Origin of the sequence: Herbaspirillum sp. Sphag64 (assembly GCF_014192645.1) — a bacterium.
In the GTDB taxonomy this organism is placed as follows: Bacteria; Pseudomonadota; Gammaproteobacteria; order Burkholderiales; family Burkholderiaceae_D; genus Herbaspirillum.
In genome coordinates, this window is record NZ_JACHYE010000004.1 from 104685 (window position 1) to 122378 (window position 17694).

Sequence of the window (17694 nt, forward strand, 5' to 3'; positions counted from 1 at the left end):
ATGTGGTGATTACGCCTCATCATGCACCGCGCGCTCGCCGATAAGCGCCTGCAAGATGCGTGATAGGGGCATCGCACTGACAGTGCTCCTGCGCATTACCGGATTTTGCGATACGCCAAGTCGTTATAATGCGAACTTTCCGATTCAAGCTTCAATCATCGATCAGCATGACCACCCCAGACAACAAGGGCAAAGCGCCAGCTGCCTCGACCACACCAAAACCGGCGTCGCCTGATGCAGCCAAGGCAAAAGGCGGTAATAAGGCGGCCAAGACATCGAGCTCGTCCAAATCACCGCGGCCGCCGCAGACTCCACCAACTCCGCGCAAGCGCTTGCATCCTGTCTTGCGCGTAGTGCTCGGGACGCTTGGCACCTTGGCCGCACTGGTCGTGATGGTCGTGCTCGGACTTGGTTTTGTGGTCACCTTGTCCTATCCCAAATTGCCGGATCTGGACTCCTTGACTGACTATCGCCCCAAAATTCCACTGCGTGTGTTTTCAGCCGATGGGGTCCTGATTGGCGAGTTCGGTGAGGAGCGTCGTAATCTGGTGCGCATCAAGGAGGTTCCTGATGTCATGAAAAAGGCGGTGCTGGCGATTGAGGATGATCGCTTTTATGAGCACGGCGGCGTCGACTATCAGGGGATCGTCCGGGCAACGTTTGCTAATCTGACTGGCGGCGGTGGCGGGGCCAGTACCATCACCCAACAGGTGGCGCGTAACTTCTTCCTGACCAGTAATGAACCCACCTTCCTGCAAAAAGCGTCGCGCAAATTTCTCTATGAAATTCCGCTGGCCTGGAAGATCGAACGCAATCTGACCAAGGATCAGATCCTTGAGGTCTATATGAACCAGATTTATCTGGGGCAGCGCGCTTATGGTTTTTCCTCGGCGGCGCAAATTTATTTTGGCAAGCCACTCAAGGAGTTGACGATAGCCGAGTGTGCCATGCTGGCAGGATTGCCAAAAGCGCCGTCGGCCTATAACCCGGTCGTCAATCCGAATCGTGCACACGCGCGACAGCAATACATCCTCTCGCGCATGCGTCAGCTCGGATATATCACTGACCAGCAGTATCAGACTGCCAGGAACGAGCAACTGAAGATCAAGACCGATAGCAGTGCCTTTGGTGTACACGCTGAATACGTTGCAGAGATGGCGCGTCAACTGGTATACGCGCAGTTCAAGGATGAGACCTATACGCGTGGTCTGAATGTGTTTACGACCATCACCAAATCCGATCAGGATGCGGCCTATCTGGCGCTGCGCCGCGGCATCATCGATTACGAGCGACGCCATGGCTACCGTGGGCCAGAGGGCTATATGGATATCCCGACCTCTTCCAAGGAAGAGGCTGAGGATGCCATCGAAACGGAATTGGCGGACCATCCTGACAGTGATGATCTGGTGTCCGCTGTCGTACTGGAAGCGACCGCGAAAGAAATTACTGCAGTCTTGTCGAACGGCGATGAAATCAAGATTTCAGGGGCTGGTCTTGGCTTTGCCGGTAACCTTCTGAGCGAAAAGGCGCCGCCACAGAAGCGGATCAAGCGGGGTGCCATCATTCGCGTCTTTCAGGATGGCAAGAACTGGATTGTCACGCAAATGCCGGAAGCCGAATCCGCGTTCGTCGCGATGGATCCCAATGATGGGCACATTCGTGCGTTGGTCGGTGGATTTGATTTCAATCGTAACAAATTCAATCATGTGACCCAAGCCTGGCGGCAGCCGGGATCGTCGTTCAAGCCGTTCATTTACTCGTCGTCTCTGGAAAAAGGCTTGACCCCGGCGACCATCATCAATGATGCACCGCTGACCTTTACCCAAACCGGTGGGCAGATCTGGCAGCCAAAGAATTATGGCGGCAAGTTCGAGGGGCCAATTTCAATGCGTCGTGCGTTGCAAAAGTCGATCAATCTGGTGTCCATTCGTATTCTGGAACGGGTCGGTGTCAAGTATGCACAGGAATACGTCACCCGCTTTGGCTTTGATGCCGACAAGAATCCACCCTATCTGACGCTGGCGCTGGGTGCAGGTGCGGTGACGCCATTGCAGATGGTGGGCGCCTATTCGGTGTTTGCCAATGGCGGATACAAGGTCAATCCCTATCTGATTTCCAAGATCACGGACAGCAATGGCAAAGTTCTGTCGGAGGTGCAGCCTGCTAAGGCTGGTGACGAGAGCAACCGTGTTATCGATCCGCGCAATGCGTTCATCATGGATAGCATGCTGCGTGATGTGGTGCGTCATGGCACGGCTTACAAAGCCATGTCGCTCAAACGTACTGATCTGGCAGGAAAGACGGGTACCACCAATGACTCGCTGGACGCCTGGTTTGCTGGCTATCAGCCAAATCTGGTGGGGATTGCCTGGATTGGTTACGATCAGCCCAAGAGTCTGGGGGACCGGGAGACTGGTGGCGGGCTCGCCTTGCCAATCTGGATCAGTTATATGCAAAAGGCGCTCAAGGATGAGCCGATGGTGGATCGGGCCGTGCCCAACGGCGTGATTGAGGTCAATGGAGAGTATTACTACACCGAGTATCCGCCCAATGCCAGCGTACGTGATCTGGGCTTGGATGATCATGGATTGCCGGCGACGCCGGAGGAAGAGAAGAGCCGGAATCAGATGAAGAACGAGTTGTTCTGACGCGGAAAGCAAAAGGGGCAGAAATATTCTGCCCCTTTTTTCTTTTTGCTTTGCCTTTTTGTTCCGGCATTACCGGCGGCATCATTCAGGGTTTGATTGTCTGATCAGACCGCAGTATCAGCAGCAAATTGTTGATAGCCACGTGCTCGCAGATCACAGGCGGGGCAAGTGCCGCAGCCGTAACCCCAGTCGTGCAGCGCACCACGTTCGCCGAGATAGCAGGTGTGCGTCTCGGCGCGAATCAGATCCACCAGTGCCTGACCGCCAAGCGAATGCGCCAGACGCCAGGTAGCAGCCTTGTCGATCCACATCAGCGGCGTTTCGACCTTGAGCTGGGTTGCCATGCCGAGGTTAAGTGCTACTTGCAGCGCCTTCATGGTGTCATCGCGACAATCGGGATAGCCGGAAAAATCGGTCTCGCACATTCCGCCTACCAGCACATCAAGACCACGCCGATAAGCCAGTGTCGCAGCGACTGTCATGAACAGCAGATTGCGTCCCGGTACGAAGGTATTGGGCAAACCATTTTCTTGCATTGCAATTGCGACATCACGGGTCAGTGCGGTGTCGGAGATGTTGCCGATCAGGGACAGATCAATCATGTGATCTTCACCTAGTTTGCTATTCCATTCGGCAGAGAAGCTCCGCATCCTTTCCAGCAACACAGGGCGCACAGCGAGCTCGATGGCATGGCGTTGGCCGTAGTCGAAACCAATGGTTTCTACCTTTTCGTAGCGTGACAATGCCCATGCCAGGCAAGTGGTGGAATCCTGTCCGCCGCTGAACAGAACTAATGCACCGTGTGGCAGACTTGGTCGGGGAGATGTGAATTGATTCATTTTTCTATCCGTGCGTGTTATTACTTTTGAGGCGCTTACTTGGTCAGCTTGTCCAGAGTCTGTTCAATGTAGTCGCCATCGGGATCGGTAAAGCGCAGGCGAACTGGATACCATTCTGATCCAGGTGCCAGCCAGATGTCGAGCTTCTGGCCCTTGTTGTCTGGTGGTGGTGCGCGCAAGACATGCACAGCATTGACGTCACCCTGTGCCGTCTTGATCTTTTCGCGGCCGACGACAGTAAAGCTCCATTGCTCTGCGTCACGAGGGCCTGCCACAAAGAACAGCCATTCGGATTTGGCGACAAATTTGCCGGGATTGGCGCGTGCTACCGAGATCAGCTGCCAGATGATACTGCTGCGATCCTGCTCACCTCCCAGCAAGGGATAGGACTCGCTTGACTGCGTAAAAGTGATGGTATTGCTATCGCGGTTAAAGGTGGTTGTGGTTGGGTCGCGCCGGAAGCGCTTGTCGACGAATACGTTCGGTGCCAGACCGAAGCTGTCGACCGTACCTTCACTACTGGCCTCCAGCAGCTTGCCGACGAAGCTGGCGCGGGTTTCTGCCGTGACACGATATTTGCCATCGGTAGTGTTCCAGTTCACCAGGGCCTCACCCTTGATCTGCAAGCCGTTTTGCTGGGCTTCGATGGCATAGTGCAGTTGCGCCGATGGTGGCAGATTGACACGTCGTTTGATGACAGGATGGGGGATGTCATCGGTGGCCAAGGCTGGAGCGACCAGCGTTGTTGCCATCAGGCAGCCCGCTAACAGGCGCAGCGTTGCGCGTTTGGGCGCGCGGAGTGAGAAAAGCATGAACATGGTAATCATTGAAGAAGTGAGCTGCGGCAAGCCTGCATCAAGTCAGGCAGCACAGGGTGGATCGATGTTTTCACCGGCAGACAGCCGCATTCTTGTCGTGCACGGTACAGGCCAAAGGCGATAGTTTATAGACTTTTGAGATCATCCATCGTCAGTTCGAGATAATCTCCGTTGGTTTCGGTAAATCGCAAACGTACCGGATACCACTCCATCTCCGGTGCCAGCCAGATATCCAGCCGTTGCTGATAGGAACCAGGCTGCGGCTGGCGCACCACGTGCCAGGTGTTGATCTGCCCGGTGGGCAATCGAATTTCTTCCTGGTTGATAATCTGCATGCGCCAGAGTTCGCCATCACGTACGCCTGCAACAAACATGTCAATCACCTTGCCAGCGTCGAACTGGCTGGCATCGCCGCGGCCTATGGCGGCTAATTGCCAGATGACACTGGCACGATCCTGTTCGCCACCAAGTCGCGGATAACTCAGGTCGGAAGCCGAGAAGCTGATGCTGTTGCGCTCCCGGTTAAAGTGCGTGTTGGTGGCAGCGCGGTTGCGCTTTTTTTCTGTATAGAGCTCGGGAGCGATGCCGAAAGCATCGATGTCGCCGCTGCTGAGAAAGTTGAGGAAAATGATCTTGGCAAAAAAGCGGGTATAGACTTCACCGACCACACTGTAATGTTCGCCATCGGTTTGCCAGGTCAGTTTGCTCGTGCCATGCCATTCCAGATTGTTGGAGAAAGCCAGTACCTGATAATCCAGCGCGGCAGGGGGGGGTGGTGAAAAGGCATAGTGTGCCCCCGCTGCCCTGGTCTCCGGCGGCGTTGCGACAGCTTGTGTCGAGGCACTGTCTGAGGCTGTCGCGACGTCAGGAGTATCAGTGGGTACGGTTGGTATTGCGCTACTTTGCGGATCTTGATGCACATCGCTGTCAGTCTTCGACGATGGCATATCAGGTACGTCGGTCGTGGCAGGTGCTGGCGGCGTAGCGACCGGCGGTGTCGCCACTACGGCTTTTGGTTTGGGCGGTTTGGCTCTTTTTTCAGACTTGGGCGCCACTGTTCCCGGCAGAATGACTGGCTGCGCAGGTGGTGCAACCGGTAGCAACGCAACATTGATTTTTGCTGCTGCGGCATCTTTGGTCGTGCGATGCTGGATAAGCCTTTGTCCCCAGTCAATCGCCAGCAGATGGAGCAGAGCCGCCAGGAGCAACGCAAAGACCACCGGCGCGATTGCTCGCTTGCGGCGTGGCTGTTGAAATTCCTTCGCTTCTTCCTCTGTGTGGCTCATCCTCCAAGTGTAGCAGCGGGTGCTCGGCCTGCCATGCCAAAAGCAGTCATCAAGCGTGCAGTCAGTGAGAACAAACGACGTACAATATCAAGGTTGCAATCCGTTCGACACATTTACCAATGGGAGACCGCAATGCTGAACCACAACAATATGCCCGGAGCGGGGTCAATTTCCGACACCATGGAATTCATGCGCAAGATGTGGAGCAGCATGGGCACGCCATCGATGGGCATCCCAACGTTGTCAGTGGAGGAAATCAACAAGAAAATTACCGATCTCAAGACCGTGGCATCCTGGCTGGAGCTCAACATGAACATGTTGCGCGCCACCATCCAGACACTGGAGGTGCAAAGTGCAACCTTGTCGACCTTGCAAGCAATGGGTGCCATATTGACGCCGAACCAGCAGGATGCCCAGAAAGAGAGCGCTTCTGCCGCATCGCCTTTCGGATTCTCAGGCTGGCCTAATTCGACACCAGATAGCGCAGCGGCAACTACCAAGGCTGACGCTCGTCCGTCTGAGCCTGAGCCGACAGTCGAAGAGATGGAAGAGGATAACGGTGACTGGGGTGCGCCTCCTGATCTGGCGCAGGTGAAAGCTGAAGAGGATGCCGCTGCTTCGGCTACTGCAACTGCTGCAGCAGCGAAAGCGTCCGCTGATCCGCATGCGGCAATGGTCAATCCCAATGCCTGGTGGAATCTATTGCAGGATCAGTTTCAAAAAGCGGTTGGCAATGTGTTGGCGGATCAAGGTGGCGCTACACCGGTCAAGCCAGACGTGGCTTCCAGAGCTGCCCCGAAAAAAACAACAAAACCCAAAGCCGCGGCCAAACCCGGAACACGCGCTAAACCGGGTGTTGTACAATCTGGGCACTCCAAGCCAGTGTCGCGTAAGGCTAAAACACCATCGTCCGCATAAAACAACAAAAATTGGCCTGCCGAGGCAGCGCCATCAAACTTGTCATCACTTTGACATGATGCGGTTTTAGTATGAGAACCGTAGACATTCTTGGTAGAATTTACAAGTCAACTTATTTGCAAGGTCACGATGCTGTACCCAGAACTGTTTAAATCGCTCGAACAAGTCCGCTGGAATATGGAAAAAGATATTCCATGGGATAAATTCGACGCTTCTATGCTCTCCGACGAGCAAGCCCAGACGATTCGCATGAATGCGATTACGGAATGGTCGGCATTGCCCGCGACAGAGATGTTTCTGCGCGACAATCGTGGTGATAGTGATTTTTCTGCTTTTATGTCAGTGTGGTTCTTTGAAGAGCAAAAGCATTCGCTAGTGTTGATGGAATATCTGCGCCGATTCAAGCCAGAGTTTGCCCCGACCGAAGAAGAGTTGCATAACGTTCGTTTCGAATTCGACCCGGCGCCGCCGCTGGAAACGCTGATGATGCACTTCTGTGGTGAAATTCGTTTGAATCACTGGTATCGCTGTGCTTCCGACTGGCACACTGAGCCGGTCATCAAGCAGATCTATAAAATCATTAGCCAGGATGAGGCACGTCATGGCGGTGCTTATCTGCGTTACATGAAGAAGGCGCTTACTGAAGTCGGTGATACAGCGCGTGCGGCATTTGCCAAGATTGGTGTGCTCATGGCATCGGCGCGACGTACTGAAAAGCCTTTGCATCCGACCAATCTGCATGTGAATCAGGCATTGTTTCCGAATGATACGGTGCAAAGTCGCCTGCCTGATCCGGAGTGGCTTGAGCACTGGCTCGATGCACAGATCAAGTTCGACAGCGAGTGGGAAAAGAAGGTTGTCGATCGTATTTTGCACAACATGTCCCTGTTGTTTGAACGTACATTCGAGAGCGTGCAAGAGCTGAACCGTTACCGCAAGGAAGTGGTTCTGCGTATGGCGCCAGGAATTGCATCGGTGGCAGCTGCCTGATTGTTTTGTTTGTCATACGCCTGATCCTGGAACTGGCGTCGAAAACATAGGACAAGCGACAAGGAAGTAAAGCGCAAGCGAATAAAAGCCGCACGACGTTGCGGCTTTTTACTTGGTTAAACGGTTTTAACTGACTATTCACATGACTGATTTCGAGAAAAAAGTATGCAGCCGGGTTGAGCTGCAGGCACGCGTAGCGGCTTTGCCGCAACCAGTTGTACTGACGAATGGCGTGTTCGATATCCTGCACCGTGGTCATGTCACCTATCTTGCACAGGCGCGTGCTCAAGGGGCGTCATTGGTCGTGGCCGCCAATACCGATGCTTCGGTCAAGCGATTGGGCAAAGGTGATGATCGTCCCATCAACACTTGCGAAGACCGCATGGCGGTGCTGGCGGCGCTGGAGTCAGTGTCGCTGGTGGTGCCATTTGATGAAGATACTGCACTGGAAGTAGTGCAAGAGGCGCGTCCGCAGATTTACGTCAAGGGCGGTGATTACGATATGACTGCCATTCCCGAGGGGCAAGCTGTAACGGCCTATGGCGGGCGTGCCGTGGCCATTGCATTTGAACACGATCGCTCCACCACAAAGCTGCTCGCTAAAGTGCGCAAGTGAACTGAGCTTGGGATGAGAAATGCAAAAAGCGGCCTGAAGGCCGCTTTTTCATTGGAGCATTGACTGGAACCAGCTTCAGATCAGTTGTGCATATGGTCCATGGTGTTGTCCTTGGCAGCACTCTGATCTTCAACGGACAGGACGACGTCCACCTTACCTGCTTTGGCAAAGGTCAAGGTCAGCGGGATCTTGTCTCCGGCTTTAAGTTGTTTGCTAAGGCCGATCAGCATGATGTGATAACCATTGCCTGGTTGCATCGTGATTTTTTCCGCAGGCTTGATGTCGATACTGCCAACTTCACGCATCTTCATGACGTTGCCATCCATTGACATGGTGTGAATTTCAACTGACTTGAACGCAGCAGAGCTGGCGCCGAGCAAGGTGTCAGTTTGTTTGCCCTTGTTCTCAATATTCAGATAGGCACCGCCGGCTGGCTGCCCAGGCACGGTAGGGCGAGCCCAGGGATGCTCGATGCTCAAATCGCCGACCTTGTATTCGTGGGCGTTTGCAGCAATGCCAATGACGAGGCCAGCCAGCAAAGTGGCGACATGGCGAAGGGAGAAGTAGTTGCGAAATGACATGATGATCCTTTGGAAATAAATGTGAAGAGGTAATGCCGGGAATTGTTGAGGCTGTTTAACCCGGTGGCGCTCTTGCCCATGGATCAAGATATCGTTGCGCAACGATGACCGACTGGATCGTTGCTCTTGCCACGTAGTAAGACAGATTGGCACGATAGGGAATCGGCTCACTGCTGTGAACATCCAGCACCAGAGCCTGGCACATTGTGCAATAACTGCAATGTCCATGTGCCGGTAGCGCAGGTTGTTGCCCAGACGTATTGCTGCTTGAGCAAATATCGGCCTGCTCCGTCAGGCTGGCCGCCGTCACGCTGCTCATGGGCAACAGATTGCCCAAAATCATCAGCGACAGAGCAATCCAGGCGAAACAGGGGCGAAGAAGGCGTGGCATAGGTGGCAGATTATAGCAATGGAGCAAGCTTGGTGATGCAAGCCATGGCGAGATTGATGACGGTAACGATGTTGGCTTGCTAGATAAATATTCTGCAATTTTGCCAAATATGCGGATCGTTTTTCTACACATGCACGACTTCCCAAATTGATTGTTGGGTGCCTGTAAGCTAGACTTGTCGTCTTTTGCGTTTTTTGCAGAATAATTTCAGGAGACCTTGATGTCCTACATGAAAAAAATGCCCTTGCGTGCGATGGTCGGCGGCATGGTGCTCGCCGCAGTGTGCGCCGGATCAGTCTTCGCAGCTGACACCAAGTCGGTACTGGTGACGGCCATTGTCGAGCACCCCGCGCTGGATGCTATTCGTGATGGCGTCAAGGATGAACTCAAAGCCGAAGGTTTTGATGCAGGCAAGAACCTGAAGTGGGAATATCAAAGTGCCCAGGGCAATACTGGCACAGCAGCGCAAATCGCACGCAAGTTCGTTGGCGACAATCCGGACGTGATCGTTGCCATCGCCACACCATCGGCGCAGGCCGTCGTATCAGCCACCAAGACGATTCCGGTCGTGTATTCGGCGGTAACAGATCCGGTTGCGGCGCAACTGGTGAAGGACTGGAAGGCGTCGGGTAGCAATGTGACAGGTATTTCAGACTTGCTAGAGCTGAGCAAGCAAATCGACCTGATCAAGCGTGTGGTGCCCAATGCGAAGCGTGTGGGCATGGTCTACAATCCGGGCGAAGCAAATTCGACTGTTGTCGTGCAGGCAATGAAGGAATTGTTGTCCAAGTCCGGCATGAAGCTGGTGGAAGCTGCGGCACCTCGCTCGGTGGACGTTGGTTCAGCAGCCAAGAGTCTGATCGGTAAGGTTGACGTGATTTACACGAACACCGACAACAATGTGGTTTCTGCCTACGAGGCGTTAGTCAAGGTTGGCAATGATGCCAAAATTCCCCTGATTGCCTCCGATACCGATAGCGTCAAGCGAGGTGCAATTGCCGCACTGGGTGTCAATTATTATGACCTTGGTCGCCAGACTGGCAAAGTTGTTGTACGCATTCTTAAGGGTGAAAAGCCTGGAGATATTGCCTCCGCAACCAGCAACAAGCTGGAACTGTTTGTCAACACGAGCGCTGCGAGGAAGCAGGGTGTAACCCTGTCACCCGAGTTGGTGGAATCGGCCAAGTCAGTGATCAAATAAGTAATGTCTGATCGGCTTATTCCGGTTATTTCAGTTATTTCGGTGTTCAATTGAATCGGCAAGTCATTCATTGAGTCAGTTATTAAAACACCGATACAGTCGCACTGTCGCTGGCCGTGGCACTGCCGGGCTGTGTCGGTAAAAAAGGGAGAGAACATGTTCACAATGGCAAAAAGTCTGCGAAATCTGTGTACGGTGAGCGTTGCACTGTCACTCTCGGCAGTGTGCGCGACTGCAGCGCTGGCGGCAGACAAGACCGTGCTGGTGACATCGATTGTTGAACATCCGGCACTGGATGCCATTCGTGATGGTGCCAAGGACGAGCTCAAGGCGGAAGGCTACGAGCCGGGCAAGGGATTCAAATGGGAGTTCCAGAGCGCTCAAGGCAATGCTGGGACCGCCGGTCAAATTGCCAAGAAATTCGTCGGCGATAACCCCGATGTCATTATCGCCATCGCTACACCGTCGGCGCAGCCGATGGTGGCCGCAACCAAAACCATTCCTATCGTCTATTCAGGCATTGCTGATCCGATTGCCGCCCAACTGGTCAAGGATTGGGGCCCATCCGGTACCAATGTTACCGGTTTGTCCCACATGCTGGACCCGGTCAAGCAGGTTGAGATCATCAAGAAGGTGGTACCCAATGCCAAGCGCGTGGGTATCGTCTACAATCCCGGCGAGGCAAATTCGGTGTCGGCACTCAACAATATCAAGGGTGTGCTGGAAAAGCAGGGCATGACTCTGGTGGAAGCGTCAGCACCACGTTCGGTGGATGTGGCATCTGCTGCCAAGAGCCTGGTGGGCAAGATTGATGTGATGTACACCACGACAGATAACAATGTGGTTGCAACGTTCGAATCGTTGGCCAAGGTGTGTAATGAAGCCAAAATCCCACTGATTGCCTCTGATACTGGTAGCGTCAAGCGAGGAGCAATTGCCGCACTGGGTGTGAATTTTTATGATTTGGGTCGTCAGACGGGCAAGGTCGTTGCGCGTATCCTCAAGGGTGAAAAGCCGGGTGATATTCCATCGTCTACCAGCAAGAATCTGGAGTTGTACGTCAATCCCGCCGCCGCACAAAAGCAGGGTGTGACACTGTCGCCTGCGTTTATCAAGTCTGCGACCAAAGTGATCGACTGAGTGCTGTAGAGATTGGTAAAACCTTGAAAGCGTACTGCCGCGATCCGCACGGCCAGACGTGATTTCCAGAGGAGATTCGGCATTGGCGAGCATGTTACCCACATGCCGCGATGCCGAATGTGTTTTTTAAGGATTTAATTTATGTCGCTGTATACCTTGCTGGGCGCACTGGAAATCGGTTTGATTTTCAGTCTTGTTGCCCTCGGAGTGCTGATTTCATTCCGCATTCTCAACTTTCCCGATTTGACCGTGGATGGCAGTTTCCCGCTCGGTGGCGCTGTTGCTGCGACGATGATTGCGGCTGGCTATGATCCCTTCCTCTCCACTGGCGTTGCCATTCTGGCAGGTGCATTTGCTGGTTTCGTGACAGGTTGGCTTAATGTCCGTCTCAAGATCATGGACTTGCTCGCCAGTATCCTCATGATGATTGCGTTGTACTCCATCAATCTGCGGGTCATGGGCAAGCCGAATGTACCGCTGATCAATGAAGCCACCATTTTTACCATTCTCTTGCCAGACTGGATGCCTGATTATGTCGAACGGCCGCTGGTATTGCTGGTGGTGGTCGTGTTGGTCAAGCTCTTGCTTGACTGGTTTTTCTCTTCACAAATCGGACTCGCCATGCGTGCCACTGGTGCCAATGCGCGCATGGCGCGCGCACAGGGTATTGCGACTGGTCGGGCGACCTTGTTCGGCATGGCGCTTGCCAATTCGCTGGTGGCGCTGGCCGGTGCACTGTTTGCGCAGACTCAGGGTGGTGCTGATATCTCCATGGGCATCGGTACCATTGTGATTGGTCTGGCGGCAGTGATCATTGGTGAGAACATTCTGCCAGCGCGACGTCTGGTATGGACAACACTGGCGGTGATCCTGGGGGCCATCCTCTACCGCTTCTTCATTGCTGTGGCGTTGAACAGTGACTTCATCGGGCTGCAAGCTCAGGACCTGAATCTGGTGACGGCGGTGCTGGTCATGCTGGCACTAGTATTGCCGATGGGCAAGCGCAAACTCAAGCTGCTCAAGAAGGGGGCCTGACATGTTGAAGGCAAAAGACCTCAGAATTACATTCAATCCTGGTACGCCGATTGAAAATCCGGCGTTGCGTGGTCTCGATCTGGAAATTCCAACGGGACAGTTCGTTGCAGTGATTGGTTCTAACGGTGCTGGCAAATCGACTTTCCTCAACGCCATTTCGGGCGATTTGCTGGTGGACCAGGGTAGTATCGAAATCGATGGCGTGGATGTGACCCGCAAGCAGGCCTGGGATCGTGCAGGCATGGTGGCACGGGTGTTTCAGGATCCAATGGCCGGCACCTGTGAGGCGCTGACCATCGAGGAAAACATGGCACTGGCAATGGCACGTGGCAAACGGCGCAGTTTTGGCTTTGCCATCAATCGCGCATCGCGTGAGTTGTTTCGTGAAAAGCTCGCGATCCTTAACCTCGGCCTGGAAAAGCGCCTGGCCGACCGTATCGGTCTGCTCTCTGGCGGTCAGCGTCAGGCAGTCAGCCTGTTGATGGCCTCGCTGCAACCTTCGCGTATTCTGCTGCTGGACGAACATACTGCGGCACTCGATCCGAAGACTGCTGCCTTTGTGCTGGAATTGACCGCCCGTATCGTCAAGGAAAGCAAGCTCACAACGATGATGGTGACGCACAGCATGCGACAGGCGCTGGACTATGGTGATCGCACCGTCATGCTGCATCAGGGCAAGGTGGTGCTGGACGTTTCTGGAGAAGAGCGCGCTGGACTCGATGTGCCTGATTTGCTCAAGATGTTTGAGCAGACCAGGGGCGAAGCCTTGTCCGACGATGCATTGTTGCTCGGTTGAGGCGGTTACAGCTGCTAAGCGTGATTTTAGGTAAATAAAAAAGGCGACCTGGTCGCCTTTTTTATTGCTCATCAAGCAACTGCTTTATGCGCCGCCAGCATAGCCATTTTGTCGCCATGCTTCGTAGACCACGACGGCAACAGTATTGGATAGATTGAGACTACGGTTATCCGGGCGCATGGGTAAGCGAATACGTTGGGTGGCAGGAAACGATTCGCGCAATTCCGGCGCCAGTCCACGTGTTTCTGCGCCGAAGATAAACAGGTCTCCGGGACGGAAGGACTGACTGGCAAAAGGGGTTGAACCATGGGTCGTCATGGCGAACATGCGGCTGGCATCAAACTGCGGATCGGCCTGGCGTTTTGCCAGAAATGCTTCCCAGTTTGGATGAACCTGCATGGTCGCGTAGTCATGGTAATCAAGCCCGGCGCGGCGCATCTTGGCATCATCGAGCGGGAAACCCAGTGGTTCGATCAGATGCAACTGTGCACCGGTATTGGCGCACAAACGTATGATATTGCCGGTATTGGGTGGAATCTCCGGCTCGACCAGAACGACGTGAAACAATGCAATCTCCTTGAAACAAAAGTGACTTGATTACTTTGACGGGGTGCGGCTAAAGACAATGTTGGTCACACGTCTTGCACCGAAATGTTTGAGCGTGGCAGCAACTTCTCCAAGCGTTTCACCGGTCGTCATGACGTCATCGACTACGCCGATATGACGGCCGCGAACGTGGTTCATCGACGTACTTGGCACCACAAAGGCACGTCGCATATTGCGGTGCCGCTCATCAACTGGCAGCGTAGACTGCGGCGCCGTATCGCGCACACGCAGCATCAACTGGGGCACCAGCTCGATATCGAGGCGCCCCGCCAGTGGCCGCGCAATCTCCAGTGACTGGTTGAAACCACGCTCCTGAAGGCGAAATCGACCCAGTGGCACCGGCATTAGTACGACGGGCATCGCCTGCATATGTTGCTGCTGCATTGCATCAGCCATCATCTCTGCAAACGCCGGTGCCAACGCCAGGCGAGCACCAAACTTCAATGCCAGTACCAGTTGGTCGGCAGGCGCAAGATAATCAGTCACGACGATGGTTGAGTCGAATGCCGGCTTGTGTTTGAGGCAGTCTCCGCAGCGTGCCTCGATTGCCTGTTTTGCATTGGACGTCATGGCAATGCCGCATTGCACACAACGACGTCGCCGCGATGAAAAATAGCGTTGCCGGCATTCAGCGCACAATACGGCCGACCCTGTTTGTCCACACAGGGCGCAGGACGAGGGCAGACAACGCTGTGATAGCCAGGAAGGCAATCGCAGCAGGCCCTGAGTGGCGTGGCGCAGTGGCAAAAACATCATCAAATAGGGGAATGTGCATTAGTGCAGCCAGTATATTCGTTGCTTGACTCTGATCCTGTGCACCGCTCTGGCTGCTTGGTGGCGTGTGATTTTCAGGGTGCTTTGTTTCCTGCGTACTCTGCACTCCGGACAGGGAATTCGACTAAACTAGCAACGATTATCTCACTTAGTTGTGCCAGCTTGCGCCATGTTGCGCCTGCAAGGCTTATTTTCTCGTCTACTTTCATGTCTTTGCCTGCTCCCAACGCCAGCGCTAAATTGAGCGCGCCCATCGATCTGCCCCTGGTCCGTCGTTTTTTTGCACGTCCTGAACGGGTTGCCGAGTCAGATTTTTTGCGGCGCGAAATCTCCACCCGCATGCAGGAAAAATTGGCGCTGGTAAAGATTTCTCCAGAGCGTGTGCTGGATGCTGGCTGTGGAGAAGGGACCGATATTGTTGCGCTGCAAAAACGCTACGCCGAGGCCCAGGTGATCGGCCTTGATGGCGCCTGGAGTATGGTTTCTTTGGCACGGCAGCGACAGCTTGCTGCAAAGTCTGCTGTCAATCGGCTGTTCAATTCGATCAACAAATTGCTACCGTCAGGGAATGGCAATGCAAGTGGCGGCAGCAACCTCGCTTGTGGCGATTTTGCACGGCTTCCACTGGACGCCAACGCGCTGGACATGGTCTGGTCCAATCTTGCTTTGCACTGGCACCCACAGCCCGACCGGGTTTTTGCCGAATGGCGCAGAGTCTTGCGGGTCGAGGGTTTGCTCATGTTCTCCTGTTTTGGTCCGGATACCTTCAAGGAACTGCGTAGCGCATTTGAAGGTGTCGACACGATGCCACATACTTTGCCGTTTGTGGATATGCACGACTTCGGTGACATGCTGGTCAACGCCGGTTTTTCAACACCTGTCATGGACATGGAAAACATACGCGTCACCTATCAGACACCTCAGCGCCTGCTTGCCGATGTTCGTGCATGGGGCGGCAATCCATTGGAGAGCCGGCGCCAGGGTTTGCTTGGCCGATCCGCGTATGCTGAGGTTTTGCGCGCACTTGAGCAGATGCGCGGCGCCGACGGCAAAATTGCGCTCACATTTGAAGTGATTTATGGGCACGCATTCAGACCCGTGCCTAAAACGACTTCCAGTGGGGAATCGATCATTCGTTTCGATTTGCCACGAAAATAAAAAATTAACAATACCACCCGCGTTCAAACAACATACCAGAGACATTGTCGGCAGCGTATACGTGCCGGCATATAGGGTGTGCGGCTTACCATAATGACTGCCCCAAAACGGGGAGAGCTGCTCTTATTTCGCTCTTATTCCGCTTGATAACATTTGCCTTTCACTCTTATACTCGGTCCTGTTTAACGTGTGCGGACGTGCTGCGCCAGTAAGGTCTGGAGGCGAATCGTGGTACAGCGTGAGTGGTTGTTGAGGCGGAATTGCTCGGTTGCGCCGCACCAATTGGTGAAGATTTTCACGATCTTGTGTGCGACATCTCTCTCGATAGCGTTATTCTTCACTTTGCATGGGGCCTGGTACATTCTATTTTTTTCGGTACTGGAGTTGTCAGCAGTCGGTTTTGCTTTTCTGATTTATGCACGTCACGCGACGGATCGTGAGTATCTTGCGATTGTCGGGAATTACCTGCTAGTTGAAGTGGTGCTGGCAGGAGAAAAGAGTTGCTTCAAGCTTGACCTGCATCAGGTGCGCATAGAACCGATGCGACCAGGGAAGAATCTGGTCACATTGGTCTCTTCGGGGACACGTATCGATGTGGGGCGGTATCTGACGCAGTGGAAGAGACGCGAGTTCGCACAGGAGCTGGAAAGTGCGTTATTCGCAGGGTGCGTCGTCAGGTAGCGGACAAAATTCTTATAATTATTTTGGGCTTTTGAGGAAATCATGATACTTGCGAAGCGCCTCCAATCGTTGCTGCTTGGTGCATCGCTCCTGACGGCTGCTCTGCCGTCATGGGCAGTGGTTGATAGTGATGGTGGTCCTGCCGTGTTGCAGACCAACTTCCAGCCACCGGTTACCCAGATTGCTGCACAGATCTACGATCTGCACACGATGATGCTGATCATCTGTCTGATTATTTTTGTCGCCGTGTTCGGCGTCATGTTTTATTCCATTCTGCGTCATCGCAAGTCGCTAGGGCACAAACCAGCCACTTTTCACGAAAGCACCACGGTTGAAATTGCATGGACCGTGATTCCTTTCCTGATCGTGATCGGGATGGCGCTGCCAGCAACCAAGACGGTTGTTGCGATGAAGGATGCCTCCAATGCAGACATCACTATCAAGGCGACCGGGATGCAGTGGAAATGGGGGTACGATTATCTCAACGGTGAAGGACAGGGTATTGCCTTCTTGTCCAGTTTGTCGACGCCGCGCGAGCAAATCGCGGATTCTTCCGTGAAGAAGGATGACAATTATCTGCTGGAAGTTGATAACCCGCTGGTCGTGCCGGTGAACAAGAAGGTCCGTCTGGTCACCACCGCCAATGACGTCATTCACTCATGGACCATTCCAGCCTTTGGCGTGAAGCAGGATGCCATTCCCGGTTTTGTTCGCGACACCTGGTTCAAGGCTGAAAAGATCGGTACCTATCGTGGCCAGTGTGTTGAGCTGTGTGGTAAGGATCACGGCTTCATGCCGATCGTGGTGAAAGTGGTCAGTGATGCTGACTACAAGAGTTGGGTCGATGGCAAGAAAAAGGAAATGGCTGCCAAGGCTGATGATCCTAATAAGGTCTGGACGATCGCTGAGCTCACCGAGCGTGGCGCTAAAGTCTACGGTGCCAATTGCGTCGCCTGCCATCAGGTGACTGGTAAAGGTGTTCCCGGCGCTTTCCCGGCGCTCGATGGCGATCCGATCGTCAACGGACCAAAGGACACCCAGATTCATCTTGTGTTGAATGGTAAAAACGCCATGCCATCGTGGAAGGCCGTGCTCAGCGATACCGAGATTGCGGCAGTCATTACCTATACCCGCAACACATGGTCTAACAAGGCACAGGAAAATATCGTCCAACCAGCGGAAGTGCTTGCCGATCGCAAGTAAATCTTTATCGCTG

General features: G+C 53.8%; 18 protein-coding genes. 11 read left to right on the forward strand and 7 right to left on the reverse strand.

What is annotated here, in order from left to right; genetic code table 11:
- The first annotated feature begins 332 nt into the window (after positions 1–332).
- Complete coding sequence (locus tag FHW66_RS09075) at positions 333–2648, forward strand: penicillin-binding protein 1A (RefSeq protein ID WP_255458910.1); 2316 nt, start codon at positions 333–335, stop codon at positions 2646–2648.
- Positions 2649–2752: 104 nt separating this feature from the next.
- Here the strand turns inward: FHW66_RS09075 and queC are convergent, their stop codons facing one another.
- The 3 genes from queC to FHW66_RS09090 all read right to left on the reverse strand — a co-directional run bounded on the left by queC (position 2753) and on the right by FHW66_RS09090 (position 5591).
- Positions 2753–3487 carry a 7-cyano-7-deazaguanine synthase QueC gene (queC, locus tag FHW66_RS09080; RefSeq protein WP_183379459.1) on the reverse strand — a complete coding sequence of 245 codons (735 nt, stop codon included), beginning with the start codon at positions 3485–3487 and terminating at the stop codon, positions 2753–2755.
- Positions 3488–3522: 35 nt separating this feature from the next.
- Entirely contained in the window at positions 3523–4299 is a 777-nt protein-coding gene (locus FHW66_RS09085; protein WP_183379460.1) for a DUF3108 domain-containing protein, read from the reverse strand.
- A 131-nt stretch (positions 4300–4430) separates the two neighbouring features.
- Positions 4431–5591: a DUF3108 domain-containing protein gene (locus FHW66_RS09090; RefSeq protein ID WP_183379461.1), complete on the reverse strand. Its 1161-nt coding sequence runs from the start codon at positions 5589–5591 to the stop codon at positions 4431–4433.
- A gap of 132 nt (positions 5592–5723) precedes the next feature.
- Here FHW66_RS09090 and FHW66_RS09095 point away from each other — a divergent pair, with 132 nt between their 5' ends.
- From FHW66_RS09095 to rfaE2, 3 genes are all read left to right on the forward strand, one after another.
- Entirely contained in the window at positions 5724–6509 is a 786-nt protein-coding gene (locus FHW66_RS09095) for a PhaM family polyhydroxyalkanoate granule multifunctional regulatory protein (RefSeq protein ID WP_183379462.1), read from the forward strand.
- A gap of 129 nt (positions 6510–6638) precedes the next feature.
- Positions 6639–7499: a diiron oxygenase gene (locus FHW66_RS09100; RefSeq protein WP_183379463.1), complete on the forward strand. Its 861-nt coding sequence runs from the start codon at positions 6639–6641 to the stop codon at positions 7497–7499.
- Positions 7500–7641: 142 nt separating this feature from the next.
- Positions 7642–8115 (forward strand): D-glycero-beta-D-manno-heptose 1-phosphate adenylyltransferase, encoded by a 474-nt coding sequence (gene rfaE2, locus FHW66_RS09105; RefSeq protein ID WP_183379464.1) that lies wholly within the window; start codon positions 7642–7644, stop codon positions 8113–8115.
- Between the two features lie 80 nt (positions 8116–8195).
- On the opposite strand, the gene FHW66_RS09110 is transcribed toward rfaE2, so the two are convergent.
- Complete coding sequence (locus FHW66_RS09110; RefSeq protein WP_183379465.1) at positions 8196–8696, reverse strand: copper chaperone PCu(A)C; 501 nt, start codon at positions 8694–8696, stop codon at positions 8196–8198.
- A 55-nt stretch (positions 8697–8751) separates the two neighbouring features.
- Positions 8752–9087, reverse strand: coding sequence for a DUF2946 family protein (locus FHW66_RS09115; RefSeq protein WP_183379466.1), 336 nt, complete (start codon positions 9085–9087; stop codon positions 8752–8754).
- Positions 9088–9307: 220 nt separating this feature from the next.
- On the opposite strand from FHW66_RS09115, the gene FHW66_RS09120 reads away from it, so the two are divergent.
- The 4 genes from FHW66_RS09120 (at position 9308) to FHW66_RS09135 (ending at position 13259) form a co-directional block, all read left to right on the forward strand.
- Complete coding sequence (locus FHW66_RS09120) at positions 9308–10288, forward strand: ABC transporter substrate-binding protein (RefSeq protein ID WP_183379467.1); 981 nt, start codon at positions 9308–9310, stop codon at positions 10286–10288.
- Positions 10289–10444: 156 nt separating this feature from the next.
- Positions 10445–11428, forward strand: coding sequence for an ABC transporter substrate-binding protein (locus FHW66_RS09125; protein WP_183379468.1), 984 nt, complete (start codon positions 10445–10447; stop codon positions 11426–11428).
- 141 nt (positions 11429–11569) lie between these two features.
- Complete coding sequence (locus FHW66_RS09130; protein ID WP_183379469.1) at positions 11570–12463, forward strand: ABC transporter permease; 894 nt, start codon at positions 11570–11572, stop codon at positions 12461–12463.
- Position 12464: 1 nt separating this feature from the next.
- A complete protein-coding gene (locus FHW66_RS09135; protein WP_183379470.1) occupies positions 12465–13259 on the forward strand; it encodes an ABC transporter ATP-binding protein in 795 nt (264 codons plus the stop codon).
- Between the two features lie 84 nt (positions 13260–13343).
- On the opposite strand, the gene trmL is transcribed toward FHW66_RS09135, so the two are convergent.
- Both trmL and FHW66_RS09145 read right to left on the reverse strand, forming a co-directional pair.
- On the reverse strand, positions 13344–13826 hold the full coding sequence (gene trmL, locus FHW66_RS09140) for a tRNA (uridine(34)/cytosine(34)/5-carboxymethylaminomethyluridine(34)-2'-O)-methyltransferase TrmL (protein ID WP_183379471.1): 483 nt from the start codon (positions 13824–13826) through the stop codon (positions 13344–13346).
- 30 nt (positions 13827–13856) lie between these two features.
- Complete coding sequence (locus tag FHW66_RS09145; protein ID WP_370543440.1) at positions 13857–14612, reverse strand: phosphoribosyltransferase family protein; 756 nt, start codon at positions 14610–14612, stop codon at positions 13857–13859.
- Positions 14613–14846: 234 nt separating this feature from the next.
- Here FHW66_RS09145 and FHW66_RS09150 point away from each other — a divergent pair, with 234 nt between their 5' ends.
- From FHW66_RS09150 to coxB, 3 genes are all read left to right on the forward strand, one after another.
- Positions 14847–15797 (forward strand): methyltransferase domain-containing protein, encoded by a 951-nt coding sequence (locus FHW66_RS09150; protein ID WP_183379646.1) that lies wholly within the window; start codon positions 14847–14849, stop codon positions 15795–15797.
- A 285-nt stretch (positions 15798–16082) separates the two neighbouring features.
- Positions 16083–16478 (forward strand): DUF2244 domain-containing protein, encoded by a 396-nt coding sequence (locus FHW66_RS09155; RefSeq protein ID WP_370543437.1) that lies wholly within the window; start codon positions 16083–16085, stop codon positions 16476–16478.
- A gap of 42 nt (positions 16479–16520) precedes the next feature.
- The gene (gene coxB, locus FHW66_RS09160; RefSeq protein WP_183379473.1) at positions 16521–17681 is read left to right on the forward strand and encodes a cytochrome c oxidase subunit II; all 1161 of its coding nucleotides are present in this window, start codon (positions 16521–16523) and stop codon (positions 17679–17681) included.
- The last annotated feature ends 13 nt before the right edge of the window (positions 17682–17694 follow it).

What these genes read in the sequence shown, in the direction of transcription:
- queC (WP_183379459.1), bottom strand. Translation starts at nt 3,487, where the DNA reads ATGAATCAATTCACATCTCCCCGACCAAGTCTGCCACACGGTGCATTA.
- FHW66_RS09085 (WP_183379460.1), bottom strand. Translation starts at nt 4,299, where the DNA reads ATGCTTTTCTCACTCCGCGCGCCCAAACGCGCAACGCTGCGCCTGTTA.
- FHW66_RS09090 (WP_183379461.1), bottom strand. Translation starts at nt 5,591, where the DNA reads ATGAGCCACACAGAGGAAGAAGCGAAGGAATTTCAACAGCCACGCCGC.
- FHW66_RS09095 (WP_183379462.1), top strand. Translation starts at nt 5,724, where the DNA reads ATGCTGAACCACAACAATATGCCCGGAGCGGGGTCAATTTCCGACACC.
- FHW66_RS09100 (WP_183379463.1), top strand. Translation starts at nt 6,639, where the DNA reads ATGCTGTACCCAGAACTGTTTAAATCGCTCGAACAAGTCCGCTGGAAT.
- rfaE2 (WP_183379464.1), top strand. Translation starts at nt 7,642, where the DNA reads ATGACTGATTTCGAGAAAAAAGTATGCAGCCGGGTTGAGCTGCAGGCA.
- FHW66_RS09110 (WP_183379465.1), bottom strand. Translation starts at nt 8,696, where the DNA reads ATGTCATTTCGCAACTACTTCTCCCTTCGCCATGTCGCCACTTTGCTG.
- FHW66_RS09115 (WP_183379466.1), bottom strand. Translation starts at nt 9,087, where the DNA reads ATGCCACGCCTTCTTCGCCCCTGTTTCGCCTGGATTGCTCTGTCGCTG.
- FHW66_RS09120 (WP_183379467.1), top strand. Translation starts at nt 9,308, where the DNA reads ATGTCCTACATGAAAAAAATGCCCTTGCGTGCGATGGTCGGCGGCATG.
- FHW66_RS09125 (WP_183379468.1), top strand. Translation starts at nt 10,445, where the DNA reads ATGTTCACAATGGCAAAAAGTCTGCGAAATCTGTGTACGGTGAGCGTT.
- FHW66_RS09130 (WP_183379469.1), top strand. Translation starts at nt 11,570, where the DNA reads ATGTCGCTGTATACCTTGCTGGGCGCACTGGAAATCGGTTTGATTTTC.
- FHW66_RS09135 (WP_183379470.1), top strand. Translation starts at nt 12,465, where the DNA reads ATGTTGAAGGCAAAAGACCTCAGAATTACATTCAATCCTGGTACGCCG.
- FHW66_RS09150 (WP_183379646.1), top strand. Translation starts at nt 14,847, where the DNA reads ATGTCTTTGCCTGCTCCCAACGCCAGCGCTAAATTGAGCGCGCCCATC.
- coxB (WP_183379473.1), top strand. Translation starts at nt 16,521, where the DNA reads ATGATACTTGCGAAGCGCCTCCAATCGTTGCTGCTTGGTGCATCGCTC.